This is a genomic window from Microbacterium paraoxydans (genome assembly GCF_900105335.1).
Lineage (GTDB): Bacteria > Actinomycetota > Actinomycetes > Actinomycetales > Microbacteriaceae > Microbacterium > Microbacterium paraoxydans.
This window is the reverse complement of sequence record NZ_LT629770.1, coordinates 2992594-3009868: the sequence shown is the minus strand read 5'-3', so window position 1 is coordinate 3009868 and position 17275 is coordinate 2992594. Positions and strand designations below refer to the sequence as shown.

At 72.0% G+C, this 17275-nt stretch carries 15 protein-coding genes; 8 read left to right on the top strand and 7 right to left on the bottom strand.

What is annotated here, in order from left to right; all coding sequences use genetic code 11:
• Positions 1 to 14: 14 nt before the first annotated feature.
• The 5 genes from BLU02_RS14705 to BLU02_RS14685 form a co-directional block, all read right to left on the bottom strand.
• Complete coding sequence (locus BLU02_RS14705; RefSeq protein WP_060922412.1) at positions 15 to 863, bottom strand: ATP-binding cassette domain-containing protein; 849 nt, start codon at positions 861 to 863, stop codon at positions 15 to 17.
• Positions 860 to 2656, bottom strand: coding sequence for a dipeptide/oligopeptide/nickel ABC transporter permease/ATP-binding protein (locus tag BLU02_RS14700; protein WP_060922411.1), 1797 nt, complete (start codon positions 2654 to 2656; stop codon positions 860 to 862). Before BLU02_RS14700 ends, BLU02_RS14705 begins: the two co-directional genes overlap by 4 nt.
• Positions 2653 to 3594, bottom strand: a complete 942-nt coding sequence (locus tag BLU02_RS14695) for an ABC transporter permease (protein WP_060922410.1) — start codon at positions 3592 to 3594, stop codon at positions 2653 to 2655. Before BLU02_RS14695 ends, BLU02_RS14700 begins: the two co-directional genes overlap by 4 nt.
• 73 nt (positions 3595 to 3667) lie before the next feature.
• Positions 3668 to 5197 (bottom strand): ABC transporter substrate-binding protein, encoded by a 1530-nt coding sequence (locus BLU02_RS14690; protein WP_231919588.1) that lies wholly within the window; start codon positions 5195 to 5197, stop codon positions 3668 to 3670.
• An 869-nt stretch (positions 5198 to 6066) separates the two neighbouring features.
• Entirely contained in the window at positions 6067 to 7029 is a 963-nt protein-coding gene (locus BLU02_RS14685; RefSeq protein WP_060922408.1) for an aldo/keto reductase, read from the bottom strand.
• 100 nt (positions 7030 to 7129) lie between these two features.
• Here BLU02_RS14685 and BLU02_RS14680 point away from each other — a divergent pair, with 100 nt between their 5' ends.
• The 6 genes from BLU02_RS14680 (at position 7130) to BLU02_RS14655 (ending at position 13216) form a co-directional block, all read left to right on the top strand.
• Positions 7130 to 7864, top strand: coding sequence for an SDR family NAD(P)-dependent oxidoreductase (locus BLU02_RS14680; protein ID WP_060922407.1), 735 nt, complete (start codon positions 7130 to 7132; stop codon positions 7862 to 7864).
• 94 nt (positions 7865 to 7958) lie between these two features.
• Positions 7959 to 9059, top strand: a complete 1101-nt coding sequence (locus BLU02_RS14675) for a zinc-binding dehydrogenase (RefSeq protein ID WP_060922406.1) — start codon at positions 7959 to 7961, stop codon at positions 9057 to 9059.
• Positions 9060 to 9067: 8 nt separating this feature from the next.
• A complete protein-coding gene (locus BLU02_RS14670) occupies positions 9068 to 10027 on the top strand; it encodes an aldo/keto reductase (RefSeq protein WP_060922405.1) in 960 nt (319 codons plus the stop codon).
• Between the two features lie 23 nt (positions 10028 to 10050).
• Positions 10051 to 11022: an alpha/beta hydrolase gene (locus BLU02_RS14665; protein ID WP_157547062.1), complete on the top strand. Its 972-nt coding sequence runs from the start codon at positions 10051 to 10053 to the stop codon at positions 11020 to 11022.
• Positions 11019 to 12002: an alpha/beta hydrolase gene (locus BLU02_RS14660; RefSeq protein WP_060922404.1), complete on the top strand. Its 984-nt coding sequence runs from the start codon at positions 11019 to 11021 to the stop codon at positions 12000 to 12002. The genes BLU02_RS14665 and BLU02_RS14660 overlap by 4 nt, the downstream gene beginning before the upstream one ends.
• A complete protein-coding gene (locus tag BLU02_RS14655; RefSeq protein ID WP_231919587.1) occupies positions 11999 to 13216 on the top strand; it encodes a multidrug effflux MFS transporter in 1218 nt (405 codons plus the stop codon). Before BLU02_RS14660 ends, BLU02_RS14655 begins: the two co-directional genes overlap by 4 nt.
• A 22-nt stretch (positions 13217 to 13238) precedes the next feature.
• Here BLU02_RS14655 and BLU02_RS14650 read toward each other — a convergent pair whose 3' ends face one another.
• Positions 13239 to 13769, bottom strand: a complete 531-nt coding sequence (locus BLU02_RS14650) for a hypothetical protein (RefSeq protein WP_083371031.1) — start codon at positions 13767 to 13769, stop codon at positions 13239 to 13241.
• A gap of 66 nt (positions 13770 to 13835) precedes the next feature.
• On the opposite strand from BLU02_RS14650, the gene BLU02_RS14645 reads away from it, so the two are divergent.
• Positions 13836 to 14420, top strand: coding sequence for a TetR/AcrR family transcriptional regulator (locus tag BLU02_RS14645; protein ID WP_060922402.1), 585 nt, complete (start codon positions 13836 to 13838; stop codon positions 14418 to 14420).
• Between the two features lie 102 nt (positions 14421 to 14522).
• Positions 14523 to 16511, top strand: a complete 1989-nt coding sequence (locus BLU02_RS14640) for a primary-amine oxidase (protein WP_060922401.1) — start codon at positions 14523 to 14525, stop codon at positions 16509 to 16511.
• A gap of 27 nt (positions 16512 to 16538) precedes the next feature.
• On the opposite strand, the gene BLU02_RS14635 is transcribed toward BLU02_RS14640, so the two are convergent.
• Positions 16539 to 17201 (bottom strand): SDR family oxidoreductase, encoded by a 663-nt coding sequence (locus tag BLU02_RS14635; RefSeq protein ID WP_060922400.1) that lies wholly within the window; start codon positions 17199 to 17201, stop codon positions 16539 to 16541.
• Positions 17202 to 17275: the final 74 nt, after the last annotated feature.

The following is a 17275-nucleotide window of genomic DNA, read 5'->3' as shown; positions in this document are numbered from 1 at the left end:
GTTCCGGCCTGGAGCTACCGTACCGCCGCATCGGGCACCTCCCGCAGAGCGAGCCACTGCGCCCGGCGTTCCCGCTGGGACGCTGGGTCGGCGACGGGCGAGGCCAGCCGCAGCCGTTCGGCGTACGGGTGGCGTGGCGCGCGGGTGACCTGCTCCCCGTCACCGATCTCCACGATCTCGCCCCGGTACATCACCGCGACCCGGTGGCAGACCCGCCGGACGACGCCGAGGTCGTGCGACACGAACAGGTAGGCCACACCGGTGTCGCGCTGCAGCTCGATGAAGAGGTCGAGGATGGTGGCCTGCGTGGTGAGATCGAGCGCGCTGACCGGCTCGTCGCACACGATCAGCCGCGGACCGCGGACCAGGGCGCGGGCGATCGCGATGCGCTGCCGCTGCCCGCCGGAGAACTCGCTCGGGTACCGGTCCATGCTCGTGGCGGGCAGGCGCACGCGGTCGAGCATGTCGCGCACGCGCGCGTCGGCCGCCTTCGCCCCGATGCCCGTCGTCAGCAACGGCTCGGCGAGGATGTCGCCGATGGTCAGTGCCGGATTGAGGGAGCCGTACGGGTCCTGGAACACGACCTGCACGTCGTCGGCGAGCGCCCGTCGGGCCCGGCCGCCGAGGCGGCCGATGTCCCGGCCGTCGAAGCGGATGCGCCCCGCCGTCACCGGGGCGAGGCCGAGGATGGCCTTGCCGAGGGTCGATTTGCCCGATCCGGACTCGCCGACGAGGCCGAGGCACTCACCGGGGGCGATGTCGAGGGAGACGCCGTGCAGCGCGCGGAAGGCGTGCCGACCCCGGCCGTACTCGACCACGAGGTCGTCCACCTGCAGCAGGGGGTTCACCGGAGCGGTGTTCATGCGGGGACCTCCGTCCGCCGGCCGTCGAGCGCGGCGCGGCCCTCGGCTTCGTCGAGCGACGCGGCGATGAGCTCGCGCGTGTACTCCTGGGTGGGCGCGGCGAAGAGGTCGTCCACGGGCCCCGACTCCACGATGTCGCCGCCGCGCATGACGATCACGCGGTCGCAGATGTCGGCGACGACGCCGAAGTTGTGCGTCACGATGAGCAGCGCCATGCCGTACTCGGCCTGCAGCTCCCGCAGCAGTTCGAGCACCTCGGCCTGCACGGTCACGTCGAGGGCGGTGGTGGGCTCGTCCGCGACGAGGAGCGACGGCCGACCGGCGATCGCGCCGGCGATGAGCACGCGCTGCGCCATGCCGCCGGACACCTGATGCGGGTAGCTGCGCATCACGCGATCGGGGTCGGACAGCCCGACCCGCAGGAGCACCTCCCGCGCGCGCTGCCGGGCGGCGGCCTTCCCCAGCCCGTGCGTCCGGCGCAGCGGCTCGATGAGCTGGTGCCCGATCGTGTACGAGGGGTCGAGATTGCTCATCGGCTCCTGCGGCACATAGCCGATGGTGCGCCCGAGCAGGGCCTGGCGCCCCTTCGGCGTCGCGTGGGTGACCTCCGCGCCGCCGACCCAGATCGCGTCGGCGGTCGCCCGGCCGGTCGCGGGGAGCAGGTCGAGCACCGAGAACACGGTCTGCGACTTGCCCGACCCGGACTCGCCGACGATCCCGACGACCTCCCCTGGCGCGACGTCGAGCGTCACTCCGTGCACGACCTCGGTCTCCCCTGTCGGTGTCGCGTGCACGACGTGCAGGTTCTCGACGCGGAGGGCCGACGCCGGAGCCTCATGACGCACGCTGCCCGTGGCGGGAGGCGCGGCGACCTCGTCCGCGGTCTCGAGCACACCGCGCCGCCGCCGTCGGGCCGCCCGCGGCGTGCGCACCTGCACGAGCTCGGCGAGCGTGGAGCCCATGATCGCGAGGACCGCGATCGTGAGACCGAGCGCGGCGGAGGGCCACAGCAGTATGAGCGGGTACGTGAGCATGAGCCGGAAGCCCTCGAGCATCATCGCGCCCCAGCTCGGCACGTTCGAGTCGCCGATGCCGAGGAACTGGAGCCCCGCCTGCATGCCCATGGCGATGCCCGCCGTGAGCGCGGTCTGGATGATGACCGGCGGGTAGACGGCCGTGATGACGTGGCGGAAGATGATGCGCGCGTCCGACAGCCCCGACACGCGGGCGGCATCGATGTACGCCTCGCCGCGGACGGCGAGCGTCTGCGACCGCGCGATGCGGAAGTAGCCCGGCACCATGAAGACGCCGACGGTGACCATCAGCAGCTCGAAGTTGTTGCGACTGCCGGCGGCGACCACGAGGAGGATGATCATCCCGGGGATCGACTGGAGGGCGTCGCTGATCCAGGTCGCGACCCGGTCGAAGACGCCGCCGAAGTACCCGGCCGCGACACCCGACGGGACGCCGATGACGAGCGCCGTGACGATCGTGATGAGCGCACCCCACAGCGTCGTCCTCGTCCCGTAGATGAGGCGGCTGAGGATGTCGCGCCCGGTGGAGTCGCCGCCGAGGAGGTGCTCCGGCGAGGGCGGGGCCTTCGCGGCTGCGAGGTCGACGAGGTTCGGGTCCATCGGCGCCAGCAGCGGCGCGAACACCCCGACGAGCACGATGAGCACGAAGATCGCGAGCGGAATGTAGCCGCCGGGGTGACGGAGGAAGCGTCGGAACAGGCTCGACCGGCGCTTCTGGGCGGCCCGGTCGAAGGCGACGCGGATGTCAGTCGTGGTCATGCGACGCGCACCTTCGGGTTGATCCAGCCGAGGACGAGGTCGAGCAGGAGGTTGATGAGGACGACGAAGACGATGGAGACCACCGTGATCCCGAGCAGCATGGGGATGTCGCCGTTCTGCGACGACTGGTTCGTGAGCTGCCCCAGACCGGGGAGGCTGAAGATCTGCTCCACCACGATCGCCCCGGAGAGCAGGCCCACAAACATCAGGGCGATCACCGTGAGCGCGGCGGGCGAGGCGTTGCGGAGGATGTGCAGGTTCACCCGGGCGGCGGACAGGCCGCGACTGCGGAGGGTGCGCACCCAGTCCTGGCGGCTCTGGGCGATCACGGCATTGCGCAGCTGCTCCGAGACGGCGACGATGCCGCCCAGGGCGAGGGAGATCGCCGGCAGCGTGATCGAGCGCAGCCACCCGTCGACGGACTGTGTCGGCGGGACGTACCCCACGGCCGGGAACCACTTGAGCTGCACGGCCAGCCACATGACGAGGACCAGGCTCACCCAGAACCCGGGGAGCGCGAAGAGGACGACGGAGATCCCCTTGATGATCCGGTCGAACCAGGTGCCGGGGCGGAGTCCGGTGATCATGCCGAACGCGACGCCGATGACCGCGGTGATGAGGGTCGCGAGGGTCACCACGGAGAGCGTGACGGGGACCTTGACCGCGAGCTGCGCGCCGACCGGCTGGAAGTTGCGCCACGAGACGCCGAAGTCGAGCAGCACGGCGTGGGAGAACCAGTCCCAGAACTGCACGATCAGGGGGCGGTCGAGACCGATCTTCGCCGCCAGCGCCTCCTGCTGCGCAGGACTCGCCGTGGTCCCGAGGAGCGAGGCGGTCGGGTCGCTGATCGCGAGGTGGGCGAGGAAGAACGTGCCGATCGAGACCGCGACGAGCAGGAGGATGCCGGACAGCACCCGCTTCGCCGTGAAGAGGAGCATGGGGGCCTCTCGAGGGTGAGGAGGAGGGGAAGGGGTGCCGGGGCGGCCGCATGGCGACCGCCCCGGCGGGCGTTCAGCCCTGCGTGATGTACCGCAGCGTCGGGAACATCATCCCCACGACGGGCTGCAGCTGGATGCCGGGCGCCGTGTAGTAGATGTTGTTCGCCTGGTACCAGACCGACCACCAGGCCTGGTCGACGAGGGCCTCGTTGAGCTCCTTGATGGCGGCGGTCTGCGCGTCGCCGCGCTCCGTCTGCACCTTCTCGACGAGCGGGGCGATGACCTCGTTCTTCGCGTAGTCGGGCTCCGGGTTGAACCACTGCACGCTCGTCAGCTGGCGAGAGACGGTGGCAACGTCGTTGCCGTCCATCGCGAGGAAGGAGATGAACATCGGGTAGTTCGGTGCGTTGAGCTGGTAGTCCGGCATCTGCATGTTGTCCCAGGTGACGGTGATGCCGAGCTCGTTGAGGGCCTGCTCGGCCGACGGCTTCCACATCTCGAAGATCGGGGACATCGGCATCGAGATGTCGAAGCCGTCCGGGTAGCCGGCGTCGGCCAGGAGCTCCTTCGCCTTGTCCATGTTGAACGCGTAGGCGTCGTTGAGCTCGGGGTCGTTGATGTCGCCGCCGTCCGGGAAGACCTGGTTGGTGGCCACGCCCGCGCCGCTGCCGACCGCCGCGAGGACGGCCGCACCGTCGAACGCGTAGTTCAGCGCCTGACGCACCTCGAGCTTGCCCAGGGGCTCGCTCTTCGCGCCGGTGTGGTCGGTGATGACGAGGCCCGCCCACCCGGAGACCCGCTGGGCGGTGTTCCAGCCCTGCTGCTCGGCCTGGTCGAGGTTGGCCACGTCGCCGTACTGCACGTTGATCTGGCCGCTGAGCATCGCGTTGTGGCGGGCGGTCGCGTCGGTGATCGGGTAGATCGAGAGCTCGGCGAACGGGTATGTCTTCGCGTCCCAGTGGTCCTCGGTCTTGGTGAAGTGGTACTCGGCGCCCGCGACGCTGGTGTCGCTGTCGAGCACATAGGGGCCGGAGCCGACCGGATCGCTGCCGAGCGTGCCCGCCTCGATGGAGGCCGGGGGCATGACGTAGCTGCGGCCGAGGCCCATCAGGTAGAGGATCGTGTCGTCGCGCTGCGTGAGGGCGATGCGGACGGTGTCGTCGTCGACCTTCTCGAACCCCTCCGCGTTGACGTAGGCCTCACCGGACCTGGCGCCGGCCTTGAGGTACTCGAGGCTCGCGACGACGGCGTCGGCGTCGACCGGGGTGCCGTCGCTGAACACGGCGTCGGTGCGGATGTCGAGGTCGATGCTGAGGTCGTCGTCGGCCACGGTCCACTTCGTCGCGAGCGACGGGATCGGGGTGCCGTCGCTGTCGAGGGCGATGAGGGCGTCGTACACCGCGGACAGGTAGGGGCCGTCGAAGCCGATGTCGGCGAGGGACGGGTCCCACGAGGTGACGTCGAGGAAGTTGCCGATGTTGAGGGCGTCGGGGCCTTCGGCGCCACCGCCCTCGGACGGCGAGGGCGTTCCGCCGCCGCTGCAGCCGGCGAGCGCGAGGGTCGCGGCGACGGCGGCGGCGACCGCGAGGGGCATTCGTTTCATGGTTCCTTCTCTCGGGTGCAGGGGGTGGTGAAGAAGGTTCGAAGAGCCGCTGACCGGAGACCGGGACCGACGCCACTTCGATGTGTCGTGCTGGTTAGTCTACATGCGTGGAAAAAGAGCGCAAGCGTGTTTCCGACCCCAGCCGCGCGGACCGATGCCTCAGCGCGCACGCGCCTTGCTCCCCCGCGCACACCCCGCCTCGCGGGTGCCGGTGCCGGTGCCGGTGCCGGTGCCGGGATCACTTCCGCACCTCTCCCCTCCCCACAGGGCCCGTTTCTGGTCCCGCCACTGCGCCCACCCCGCCAGCCGGATCAGAAACGCCCCTCCGCGTCGCCTTCCAGGCACCCTTTTCATCCCGCACCGGAGCAAGTGACGGCGCGGACGTACTATGCCGCCGCCCCCGAGGGACACCACACCCACCCTCCCGGGATCAAGAACGCTCCTCCCACGCGGGCAGGACGAGCACTTCTGATCCGGCGCATGCGCGGGAGCACTTCCGATCCCACACTGAGGCGAGGAGCACTTCTGATCCGGGGCGCCGAAGAGCGGTTCGCTTGCCCACGAGCGGCGGGCCCGGCGACTGACATACCGCCGCCGCCAGAAGCCGGATCAGAACCGGCCGCACGCCCTCCCCACGCGGCGGGGTTTCGAATCGGCGCGCAGAGCGTCACGCCGTGCGGGATCAGAAACGTGCGCGCGGGGCGCGCGCGAGGTGCGGAAGTGATCCCGCGCGGCGAGTGGGACGCGGGGCCGCGCGAGGCGGGATCAGGAACGTGCCTGCGGGGCGTGTGAGAGGTGCGGAAGTGATCCCGGACGGCCGGGAGGGCGGGGGAGGCGGGCGGGGGAGGCGGGGCGTGGGAGGTACGGGGTCACCAGGTGCCGTCGGGGCGGACGGCGTGGTCGACGCGGCAGTCGGCGAGGGCGGCGCGGACCTCGGCTCCGTGGTCGCGGGCGAGGGCGAGGGCGGCGTGGTTCTCCTCGAGCTGCGCGACGCGGGAGGCACCGAAGAGCACGGTGGCCGTCGCGGGGTTCGCCAGACAGAAGGCGATGCCGAGGGCGGCCGGGGTGACCCCGAACTCCCCCGCGACCCGTGCGACCTCGGGGTACACGGCGAGGATCCGCTCGCGGATACCTCCGACATCGGCACCGATCTTGCGCTGAGGCATCCGTCCGGTGGCGAGGATTCCGCCCTCGAACACGTCCGAGGCCTGCAGCGCGAGGGTTCCGTCGGCGAACAGCGGGCCGTACGCGTCACCCTCCGCCATGGCCCGTCGGGCGATGCCGTACTTGAGCTGCGCGAACGAGGGGCCGATCATCCCCTGCGCGTCCGCCTCGGCCAGCGCCGCCCTGGTGTCCGCGATCCGCCAGTTGTTGATCCCCCACGAGTCGACCAGGCCGTCCGCGAGGAGGGCGTTCACGTCGGCGACGAGCCGCGGCATGTCCGGGGCGTCGAGATAGTCCCCCACCACGAGGGTGTCGAAGCGGTCGAGGCCCGCCCGCTCGAGCGACTCCTCGATCTGCCCACGGAAGCCCTGGTTCGGCCAGTCCCACAGCCAGAGCTTGCCGCACAGCACGACGTCGGCACGGTCCACCCCGCTCGCCCGGAAGGCCTCTCCGAAGAGGATGTCGGTCCGGGAGTTCTCGGCGTGCGGCCCCATGTTGTAGTACGCCACGTCGAAGAATCCGGCGTCGAGCTCGACCGCCCGGTGGATCAGCTGCACGGCGTCGTCGAACTCCATGCGATCCCAGGTGTTCCACGATCCGAGGGCGAGCGGCGGCACCGTCGCCCCTCCCGGAGACAGCGGCTTGCGGGGGGATGTCGCATCGGGCATGGGGGCTCCTTCGCCGGCTCTGGGCACGGGGTTGTGTTTTTCTATGTTTGTAGAATATAACGGACTCATCCCGTCAGAACACCCGTCAGTGAGGACGAACATGACCGCTTCCCCCCGTCGCATCCTGGTCACCGGAGGCGCGTCCGGACTCGGCCGCGGGATCGCCACCGCCTTCCGCGCAGCGGGCGACGAGGTGTTCATCGGCGACGTGGACGACGTCGCCGCCGCAGCCGTCGCCGCCGAGATCGGCGCCACCGCCCTCCCCCTCGACATCGGCGACGAAGCGTCGGTGCAGGCGGCAGCCGAACGGATCCGCGAGGCCGGCGGACTCGACGTCCTCGTCAACAACGCCGGTGTCGTCGCCGGCGGGGGAACACTCCAGGAGGTCGCGGTCGACGCGGTCGATGCGGCCCTGCGCGTCAACGTCCGCGGCACGTTCCTCATGCTGCGGGTCTTCGGCAGGCTGTTCGCCGCGGCCGGCCACGGGACCATCGTCAACATCTCCTCGATCGGCGCCCGGCAGCCCACACCCGGCCTCGGGCACTACGAGGCCACGAAGGCCGCGGTCGACGCGCTCACCCGGACGGCGGCCATCGAACTCGCCGGCTCCGGGGTGCGGGTCAACGCCGTCGCCCCCGGCCCCGTGCTCACGCCCCTGACCGCCGACTTCGCCTCCAACCCGGACGCCCGCGCCGCGTGGGAGTCGCGCATCCCGCTCGGCACCATCGCCGAAATCGACCAGGTCACCCCGCTCGTGCTGTTCCTCGCGAGCGAGGCCGCCAGCCACATCACCGGGGTCTCGGTCCCCGTCGACGGCGGCCAGCTCCTCGTCTGACCCCGTCCCCCTCCGTGCAGGATCGATTCCGCCCCTCCCGGGCTCCGCGGAGGACCGTCTTCGATCCCGCCACCCGCCCCGCGACTGGAGAACCATGACCCTCCCCACCACCACCCGCGCCGCGGTGCTCACCGCGCACGGCGAGCCGCTCACCCTGCAGGACCTCCCGCTGCCCGCCGAGATCGAACCCGGCGCCGCCCTCGTCCGCATCGCCTGCACCACGCTGTGCGGCACGGACATCGAGATCTGGGAGGGGAAGATGTCGTTCCCCGGAATGCTGCCCATGGTCCTCGGTCACGAGATGGTCGGCGAGATCGTGGCCACCGGACCCGACACCCGCGACGCGCTCGGCCGCCCGCTCTCCCCCGGCGACCGGATCGGCTGGTCGGAGTCCACCTGCGGCGAGTGCCACGGCTGCGTCGTGCTGCGGGAACCGGTCGCCTGCTCCCGCCGCGGCTACGGCTTCCTCCAGCGCGCCGACGTACCGCCGTTCGCGACGGCTGGGCTCTCCGAGTACGCGTACGTCACCCCGGGTGCCGCCAAGCTCCTGCTCCCGGCGGCCGTCAAGGACACCTGGGCCTCCATGGCGGGCTGCGCCGCGAAGACCGTCCTGCGCGCGTTCGAGCGGGCCGGTCGCATCCGCCCCGGCTCCCGCGTGGTGGTGCAGGGCTCCGGCGCCCTCGGCATCTTCGCCACGGCAGTCGCGAAGATCGCGGGTGCCGGGCAGGTCATCACCGTCGGTGCTCCCGCGGCCCGTCTGGAGCTCGCCGCCCGCTTCGGCGCCGACGCCGTCGTCGACTTCCGCGACGGGCCCGTCGTCGACCAGGTCCTGGCGCTCACCGGAGGCCAGGGAGCGGACCACGTGTTCGACTTCGCGGGCGCACCGAGCGTCGGACCGGACGCCGTCGGCATGGCCGCCCAGCGCGGCACCGTCGCGATCGTCGGCTCGACCGGCCCCGCCGGAGACGGCTTCGCCCTCAGCACGATCATGGGCAAGGAGCTCACGGTGGTCGGCTCGCTCAACGGCGACATCTCCGACTACGCCCGCGCGATCGACTTCTTCACGGCGTTCGCCGACCGCTTCCCCTGGGACGACCTGTTCAGCGCCCCGGTCGGGCTCGCCGGCGCCTCCGCGAAGATCGCCCACATGCACCACCTCGATGAGGTCAAGGCCGTCATCGACCCCAGCCTCTGAGGAGCATCATGACCACTCCCCTCCCCGTGCGCGAGATCGGCCGCAGCGGCCTGCACGCCTCCCTGTTCTCCCTGGGCTCGTGGCACACCTACGACCGCATGGACTTCGCCGACGCGGTCGCACTCCTCCGCGAGGCCACCAACCGCGGCGTGAACCTCTTCGACGTGGGCGTGTACTCCGCACCCGGCGCCCCGCCCGTCTTCACCGACGTGATCTTCTCGGCGATGGTGCGCGCGGCGGGGCTGCGCCGAGAGGAGTGGCTGCTGTCGTCGAAGCTCTGGCTGGAGGCCTTCGGCGCCGACGGCTTCCGCCCGCAGCTCGAGAACGCCCTGATGCGGGTGGGCACCGAGCACGCCGATCTCGTGATCCTCGGCGACCTGCGCCGCGACGACCTCGACCTGCGCGACCTCGTGCTCGACCTCGCCGCCCTCGCCGACGCCGGCCTCATCCGCGCGTGGGGCGTGAACAACTGGTCGGCGGGGAGCATCCAGGCCCTGATCGACCTCGCCGCCGCGGAAGGCGTGCCCGGCCCGCAGATCGCGCAGCTCAAGTACAGCGTCTCGCGGCGGTCGATCCCGGACGGCGAGCCCTTCGCACGCCTCTGGGAGCAGGGCCTCACGCTGCAGGCCTCGGACTGCCTGGAGGGCGGGATCCTCGCCGGGACGGTGAACGGCGGCCGGCAGATCGGGCGCGACCCCGGCGGCATCCGCGAGCGGATCGTCGCCGACGTCCCCGCGTTCACCGCGGTCGCGGAGGACCTCGGCGTGACCCCGGCCCAGCTCGGCATCGCCTTCACCCTCACCCACCCCGCCCTGACGACGACCCTGTTCGGCGCCTCCCGCGTCACGCAGCGGCGGGCGAACCTCGACGCGGCCGCCCTCGTCGACCGCGTCGGCGCCGCCGAGCTGCGCCGTCTCGTCGAGCCCTTCTGGGCCGACCGCGGGGTCGTCGACCCCGAGGGCCCCTGACGCCGTCCCACCCGAGGAGAACCATGATCATCCCCGTCCCCTTCGATCCCGACGTGCAGGCCGTGCTCGACGAGATCGCGAAGAACCCGCAGCCCGCGCTCACCCGCGAGACCCTGCCGCGCGACGGCGTCGACCGGATGTTCCCGGACAACGACACCGTGATCGCCGGCCGGGACATCACCTGGGAGGACCGTGTCATCCCCGGCCCGCCCGGAGCCCCGGACGTCGAGGTCACGATCTTCCGCCCCGCGGGTTCCGAGACCTCGACGCTCCCGGGCTTCGTGAACATCCACGGCGGCGGCATGATCGTCGGCCACCGCTCGTGGGAGACGGCTCGGGTCGTCGACATCGTCGCGGAGCACGGCGTCGTGGCCGTGAACGTCGAGTACCGCCTCGCGCCGGAGGACCCGTACCCCGCGGGCGTGGAGGACTGCTACGCGGCCTTCGTGTGGACGCACGCGCACGCCGCGGAGCTCGGCATCGACCCCGCGCGCATCGTCGTGGGCGGCGGCAGCGCGGGCGGCGGCCTCACCGCGGCCGTCGCCCTGCTGGCGCGCGATCGGCGGGGCCCGGTCATGGCCGGGCAGCTGCTGCTGTGCCCCATGATCGACAACACCAACACCACGATCTCCAGTCGGCAGTACGACGGCATCGGCACCTGGCAGCGCGACATGAACCTCCTCGCCTGGTCGTGCGTCCTCGGCGAGGACCTCGCGTTCAGCACCGAGGCCCCGGCCTACGCCGCGCCGAGCCGCGCGACGGACGTCTCCGGCCTCCCTCCCGCCTACATCGAGGTCGGCGAGGCGGAGATGTTCCGCGACGAGGACACCATGTACGCCCTCCGGATCTGGGAGACCGGCGGACAGGCCGAGCTGCACGTCTGGGGCGGCGGCGCCCACGGCTTCGACATGTACATGCCGGAGGCCGAGATCACCCGCGCCGCCCTCGCCGCGCGCGCCTCCTGGCTGCGACGGATCTGGCGGGCCGCCGCATGAGCGCGCCCGAACCGGTGCCCTACGACCCGGAGCTCGTCGCCGGACTCGACGCCTTCGTCGACCTCGTGGAGGTCATCCCGCTGCGCGCCGACACGATCCACGCCAACCGCGACCACTTCGCGACGATCATCCCGCCGATGGCCGTGCAGGCCGAGGGTCGCGCCGTGACCTGGGAGGACCGGGTCATCCCCGGCCCCGTCGGTGCTCCGGAGCTCGAGATCACCGTCGTGCGCCCGGCGCCGGCGCCCACAGCCCCGGCTCCGGCGGTGCTGTCGATCCACGGCGGCGGCATGGTGCTCGGCACGCGCTTCTTCGGCACCGCCGAGCTCATCGACCTCGCCGAGCGGCACGGCGTCGTCGGCGTCGCGGTCGAGTACCGCCTCGCCCCCGAGCACCCCGGACCGGCGCAGGCGGAGGACTGCTACGCGGCGCTGGAGTGGATGGTCGCCCACGCCGACGAGCTCGGCATCGACACCTCCCGCATCATCGCCTCCGGGCAGAGCGCCGGGGGCGGGCTCTCGGCGGCGGTCGCGCTGCTCTCCCGCGACCGCGGCGGGCCCCGGCTGGCCGGGCAGCTCCTCGGCTGCCCGATGCTCGACGATCGCAACGAGACCCCGTCGAGCCATCAGTACGACGGCTTCGGCGCCTGGGACCGGAACAACAACGACACCGCGTGGGACGCGATCGCCGGAGCCGACCGGTTCACCGACCGCGTGTCGCCGTACACGGCACCGGCCCGGGCCACGGATCTGTCGGGACTCGCTCCGGCGTTCATCGAGGTGGGCGCCGCGGAGACCTTCCGCGATGAGGCCGCCGCCTACGCCTCGCGGATCTGGGCCACGGGCGGGCAGGCCGAACTGCACGTCTGGGCGGGCGGCTACCACGGTTTCTCGGGGTTCTCCCCCGATGCCGAGGTCTCCCGGGCCGCAGTGGCCGCGCGGGAGAGCTGGCTGCGCCGCGTGCTGCGCCGCGAGGGATGAGTCTTCCGTTCGCCGCTGACGCCCCGCGGCCCCGCATGGGCACTCTGCGGGCGATGCTGGTGCTGGGCATGCTGGAAGCCTTCGGTCCGCTGTCGATGGACCTCTACCTGCCGCAGCTCCCCCAGCTCGCGGCCTCGCTCGGCACGACCGAGGCCCTGGCGCAGGTGACCATGTCGGCGTGCATGATCGGCCTCGGCCTGGGGCAGCTCGTCGCCGGCCCTCTCAGCGACCGGCTGGGCAGGCGGCTGCCGCTGCTGATCGGCGTAGCGGCGTTCGCGGTGCTCTCCGCGGTCTGCGCGGTCGCTCCGACCATCGAGCTGCTGCTCGTCGCCCGCTTCCTGCAGGGGCTGGCGGGATCAGCGGGCATCGTGATCTGCCTGGCGATCGCCCGCGACCAGTTCGAGGGGGTCGAGCTCTCCCGCATGCTCTCGCTGCTGTTCCTCGTCTCGGGCACCGCGCCGATCATCGCGCCGGTGGTGGGCGGCCAGCTCGCCCGCATCATGGACTGGCGCGGGATCTTCGGGGTGCTGGCCGGGATCGGCGTCATCCTGCTGCTCGTGGTCGTCTTCCTCCTGCCGGAGACGCTGCGACCGGAGGCGCGCCACGGCGGAGGCCTCCGCGTGCTGCGAGCGCACGCCGGCGCCGTGCTGGGCGACCGGCTCTTCGCCGCGGTCCTGTGCGCCTCCGCCGGTGCAGGCGTGGCGTTCTTCACCTATCTCTCGATGTCGTCGTTCGTGCTGCAGGACGAGTTCGGCCTCAGCCCGCAGAGCTTCAGTCTCGCCTTCGCCGCCGGCGCCCTCGCGAGCATCGTCGGCAGCCAGTCGAGCCGCCTGGTCGTGCGCCGGTTCGGCCCCCTCCGCGTCTATCTCGGCGGGGTCACGGCGACGCTCGTCGCGACCACGACCTTCCTCGTCCTGGCACTCAGCGGGACGGGGGTGGCGGGCGTGGTGGCGGCACTCGTCGGATTCATGCTGTGTGCGGGCCTCGGCGGCCCGAACGGCCAGACACTCGCCCTCGCGCATCACGGCGCCAGGGCGGGGACGGCGTCCGCCCTGCTCGGCATGTCCTCGTTCCTGTTCGGCCCGGTGCTCGCCCCGGTCGCCGCCGGGATCGGGGGCACGAACGCCGTCACGATGGCGGTCACCATGACCCTCGCCGCCGCCGTCGCGGCGATCGCCGCCTGGGCGTTCGTCCGCCCCGCCGCGCGGGAGTGAGGTCGGGCGTCGCACCGCACGGTCAGCCCGCGATGCCCATCGCGACGACCCCGATCGCCATCGCCCAGGATTCCACCGCGAGCAGCCGGGCGGTGCGCCCCCGATGCCCCGTCGGACGCAAGGCCGCGGCGAGCGTCCACCCGACGACGGCGACCGTGCCGAGCACGAGGAGCGCACCGAGCGCACCGCCGAGGCTGTGTCCCGCGTGTCCCGCCGACTCCACGCCCTGACTGCCCGATCCGGCGGCACTGTGGAAGGCGCAGATCGCCATCACGAGCGCCCCGAGCGCGCGGTGGCAGCAGCCGGCCGCCGATGCCGCCCCGCGGACGCCCATCGTGCCGATCATGCCGGACACGAGCATCAGGGCACCGAGCAGCAGCGCACCCAGCGCTCCTGTGCCGCCCGCCGCCACCAGCAGCATCCCCACCGCCATCACCACCGCGGCCTGGCGCCCCTGCCACGGCACAGCGCGCCGGGCAGCGAGGCAGGCGCCGGCCGACACGAGCGCCGCCGCCGCCATCAGCCACGATGCTGCCGGGAGCAGGAGGTCCACAGCCGAAGTATATTGATCGATCGCTCAAAAAAGCGAGGCCCCGTCGCGATGCGACACAATGAGCACGTGCCCCGCATCGTCGACCATGATGAGCGTCGCCGTCAGATCGCCGACGCGCTGCTCGTCGTCGCCGCCAGGGACGGTCATGAGAGCGTGTCCTCGCGGGCGGTCGCGAAGGAGCTCGGCGTCGCGACCGGCTCCCTGTGGCACTACTTCGACGGCTTCGACGACGTCGTCCGCGCCGCGGCGGCCGAGGTCACCCGTCGCACCGACGAGCGCATCGCCGCCGCGACGGACGGGCTGCGCGGCCTTGCCCGCCTGCGAGCCCTGATGGGCGAGGTGCTCCCCGTCGACGAGCGCACCCGCACCGAGGCGCATGTGGTCGTCGGCTTCTGGGGACGCCTGGCCACTCTCGCACCGACTCCTGACGCCGGAGCGCCGACCCTCGCGACGTGGCAGGACAGCGTCCGGGAGGCCCTGGACGAGGCGGCGACCGACGGGGAGCTGCGCCCCGACACCCCCACCGGCGACCTCCTCGCCCTCCTGCGCTCGATCACCTACGGCCAGCAGGTCGTCGAGGTCACCGAGCCGCAGACGCCGGCGGCGCACTTCGCAGTCCTCGACAGCATCCTCGCCCCCTGGCGACCCTGACCTCGACATCGCCCACACGCACGGTTGTGCACCCGTGCACGCCGTCGTATCATCGTGCCAACCCGTTTCTTGAGCGTTCGCTCGAAAATAGTGAGGTCAACGATGTCCCCGCACTCCCCCCAGCCCGTCTCCCTCGAGCCCATCGCCGCTCCGCATCCGCTCGATCCGCTCACCGGCGCCGAGATCGCCGCCGCCCGCGCGGTGCTCGACGCAGCCGGCCTGCTGACGGCGACCACCCGCGTGCCGATGCTGCTCCCCGACGAAGCCACGAAGGAGGAGCTCGCGGCCTGGCGCCCTGGCGCCCCCATCGACCGCCGGGTCGACGTGACGCTGCTCGACACGGCCACCGGTGTCGCGACCGAGGTGATCGTCTCGATCACCCGCGACGAGGTCGTGCGCCAGGAGCGGGTGCCCAACGACGCCCCGCCCTACGGCCAGCCGCAGTACCTCTTCGAGGAGTACGAGCGGGCCGAGGCCATCGCCAAGGCGTCCCCGGAATGGCAGGCGGCCATGCGCCGCCGCGGCCTGGCGGACCACATGACCCTCGCCTTCTGCTCCCCCCTGGCCCCGGGCTACACGGGCCGGGCCGACGAGGTGGGCCGCCGCGTGATCCGGTCCCTCACCTTCCTCCGATACGACGAGCAGGATTCCCCGTGGGCGCACCCCGTCGAGGGACTGATCGTGCACATCGACCTCACCTCGGACAGCGTGATCCGCGTCGAGGACGAGGGCGACGTGCCGGTCCCGGCCGGACACGGCAACTACTACCCGGAGGTGCAGGGCGCGGCACGGACGACGCTGAAGCCCATCGAGATCACCCAGCCGGAGGGGCCGAGCTTCGGCGTGTCCGGCTCGCTCGTCGAGTGGGAGGGCTGGTCGATGCGCGTCGGTTTCAACGCCCGCGAGGGCCTCGTGCTGCACGACGTGTCGTTCCAGGGGCGCTCCGTCCTGCACCGGGCGAGCGTGCCGGAGATGGTCGTGCCCTACGGCGACACCGCCCCCGGCCGCTTCTGGATCAGCTACTTCGACGCGGGCGAGTACCTCCTCGGCAAGAACGCCAACCACCTGGAGCTCGGCTGCGACTGCCTCGGCGTGATCCGGTATCTCGACGGATACGTCGCCGACGACCACGGCCACCCGGTGCGCATCCCGAATGTGATCTGCATGCACGAGGAGGACTTCGGCATCCTCTGGAAGCACACCGACCTCTCCGGGCGCTCCGACGTGCGGCGCTCGCGGCGCTTCGTCGTCTCGTACTTCTCCACCATCGGCAACTACGACTACGGCTTCTACTGGAACTTCGGCCTGGACGGCTCGATCGAGGTCGTCGCCAAGGCCACGGGCATCGTGTTCGCCGGTGCCGGAGAGCCGGGCGTCCGCCAGAAGCACGCGACCGAACTCGCCCCCGGCGTCTTCGCCCCGGTCCACCAGCACCTGTTCTGCGCGCGCCTCGACGTGGCGATCGACGGCCAGGACAATCGCCTCGTGGAGGTGGACGCGCAGCGGGTGCCGATGGGGCCGGACAACCCGTTCGGCAACGCGTTCACCTGGTCGGAGACGGTGCTGGAGACTGAGCACGCCGCCCAGCGCGAGGCCGACTCCTCCGTCGCCCGGGTGTGGGAGGTGCAGAGCGCCTCGCGGACGAACCACGTCGGCCGCCCGACCGCCTACCACCTCGTGCCGGAGCCGACCGCCCTGCTGATGGCCGACCCCGCGTCGTCCGTCGCTGCCCGCGCGGCCTTCGCCACGAAGCACCTCTGGGCGACGCGATACGAGCACGGCCGGATCTGGCCGGCCGGGCGCTATCCCAACGCGCACCAGGGCGGCTCCGGCCTCCCGGAGTACACGGCCGATGATCGCCGGATCGACGGCGAGGACATGGTGCTCTGGCACACCTTCGGGCTCACGCACTTCCCCCGCCCGGAGGACTGGCCGATCATGCCCGTGGACTACGCGGGATTCTGGTTCAAGCCCTACGGCTTCCTCGACCAGAACCCGGCCATGGACGTGCCGGAGTCCTCCCAGGCGCACGGCGGAGCGACGGCGACGGCCTCCTGCTGCGGCGGCGACTCCTGCGCCTGCGGCCACTGAGAGCACCGGGGCCGCTCCGCCCCGTGATCAGTAGCGGGCGGAGAAGGCCCCGTCGGCCTGGAGGAGCTGCCCGGAGATCCAGCGTCCCTCGTCCGAGACGAGGAACGAGACGACGGCGGCGATGTCGCCCGGCGTGCCGAGGCGCCCGAGCGGCGTCATCCCGGCGAGGTCGGTGCGCGTCCCGTCGTCCATCCAGCCGGTGTCGATGGGGCCGGGGTTCAGGACGTTGGCGGAGATGCCGCGCGGACCGAGCTCGCGCGCGGCGGAGATCACGAGCCGGTCGAGCGCGCCCTTGGACGCCCCGTACGGCAGGTTCCCGGTGACGTGATCGCTCGTGAGAGCCACGATCGCGCCGCCGTCCTCGGCCTGGCGGGCGAAGGCCGCGATGAGGAGCAGGCTCGCCCGCGCGTTCACGGCGACGTGCCGGTCGAAGCTCTCCGCCGTGGTGTCGAGCACGCCGGACTCGACGTCATGCGCGTGGCTGAGGACGAGCGCGGAGATCGGGCCGTGCGCCTCCGCGACCTCGGCGATCAGACGCTCCGATCCGTCCGCGGTGGAGAGGTCGGCCGGGTGATCGGCGTCGTCGAGGTCGCTCGTGACGACGGTCCAGCCGTCGGCACGGAGCCGCGGGACGATGCCGGCGGCGATGCTGTTCGCGCGCGCGGCGCCGGTGACGAGAGCGAGGGGCATGCCCACACGCTAGTGGGCAGCCCGTCGCGGGTGCGAAAACGTGCCCCGATCGTTCCGGGCAGGAGCGCTTCGCA

Excerpts from the sequence above, each read along its gene's own strand:
- BLU02_RS14690 (WP_231919588.1), bottom strand. The coding sequence starts at position 5,197 with ATGAAACGAATGCCCCTCGCGGTCGCCGCCGCCGTCGCCGCGACCCTC.
- BLU02_RS14685 (WP_060922408.1), bottom strand. The coding sequence starts at position 7,029 with ATGCCCGATGCGACATCCCCCCGCAAGCCGCTGTCTCCGGGAGGGGCG.
- BLU02_RS14670 (WP_060922405.1), top strand. The coding sequence starts at position 9,068 with ATGACCACTCCCCTCCCCGTGCGCGAGATCGGCCGCAGCGGCCTGCAC.
- BLU02_RS14655 (WP_231919587.1), top strand. The coding sequence starts at position 11,999 with ATGAGTCTTCCGTTCGCCGCTGACGCCCCGCGGCCCCGCATGGGCACT.
- BLU02_RS14660 (WP_060922404.1), top strand. The coding sequence starts at position 11,019 with ATGAGCGCGCCCGAACCGGTGCCCTACGACCCGGAGCTCGTCGCCGGA.
- BLU02_RS14680 (WP_060922407.1), top strand. The coding sequence starts at position 7,130 with ATGACCGCTTCCCCCCGTCGCATCCTGGTCACCGGAGGCGCGTCCGGA.
- BLU02_RS14705 (WP_060922412.1), bottom strand. The coding sequence starts at position 863 with ATGAACACCGCTCCGGTGAACCCCCTGCTGCAGGTGGACGACCTCGTG.
- BLU02_RS14675 (WP_060922406.1), top strand. The coding sequence starts at position 7,959 with ATGACCCTCCCCACCACCACCCGCGCCGCGGTGCTCACCGCGCACGGC.
- BLU02_RS14695 (WP_060922410.1), bottom strand. The coding sequence starts at position 3,594 with ATGCTCCTCTTCACGGCGAAGCGGGTGCTGTCCGGCATCCTCCTGCTC.
- BLU02_RS14640 (WP_060922401.1), top strand. The coding sequence starts at position 14,523 with ATGTCCCCGCACTCCCCCCAGCCCGTCTCCCTCGAGCCCATCGCCGCT.
- BLU02_RS14700 (WP_060922411.1), bottom strand. The coding sequence starts at position 2,656 with ATGACCACGACTGACATCCGCGTCGCCTTCGACCGGGCCGCCCAGAAG.
- BLU02_RS14635 (WP_060922400.1), bottom strand. The coding sequence starts at position 17,201 with ATGCCCCTCGCTCTCGTCACCGGCGCCGCGCGCGCGAACAGCATCGCC.
- BLU02_RS14665 (WP_157547062.1), top strand. The coding sequence starts at position 10,051 with ATGATCATCCCCGTCCCCTTCGATCCCGACGTGCAGGCCGTGCTCGAC.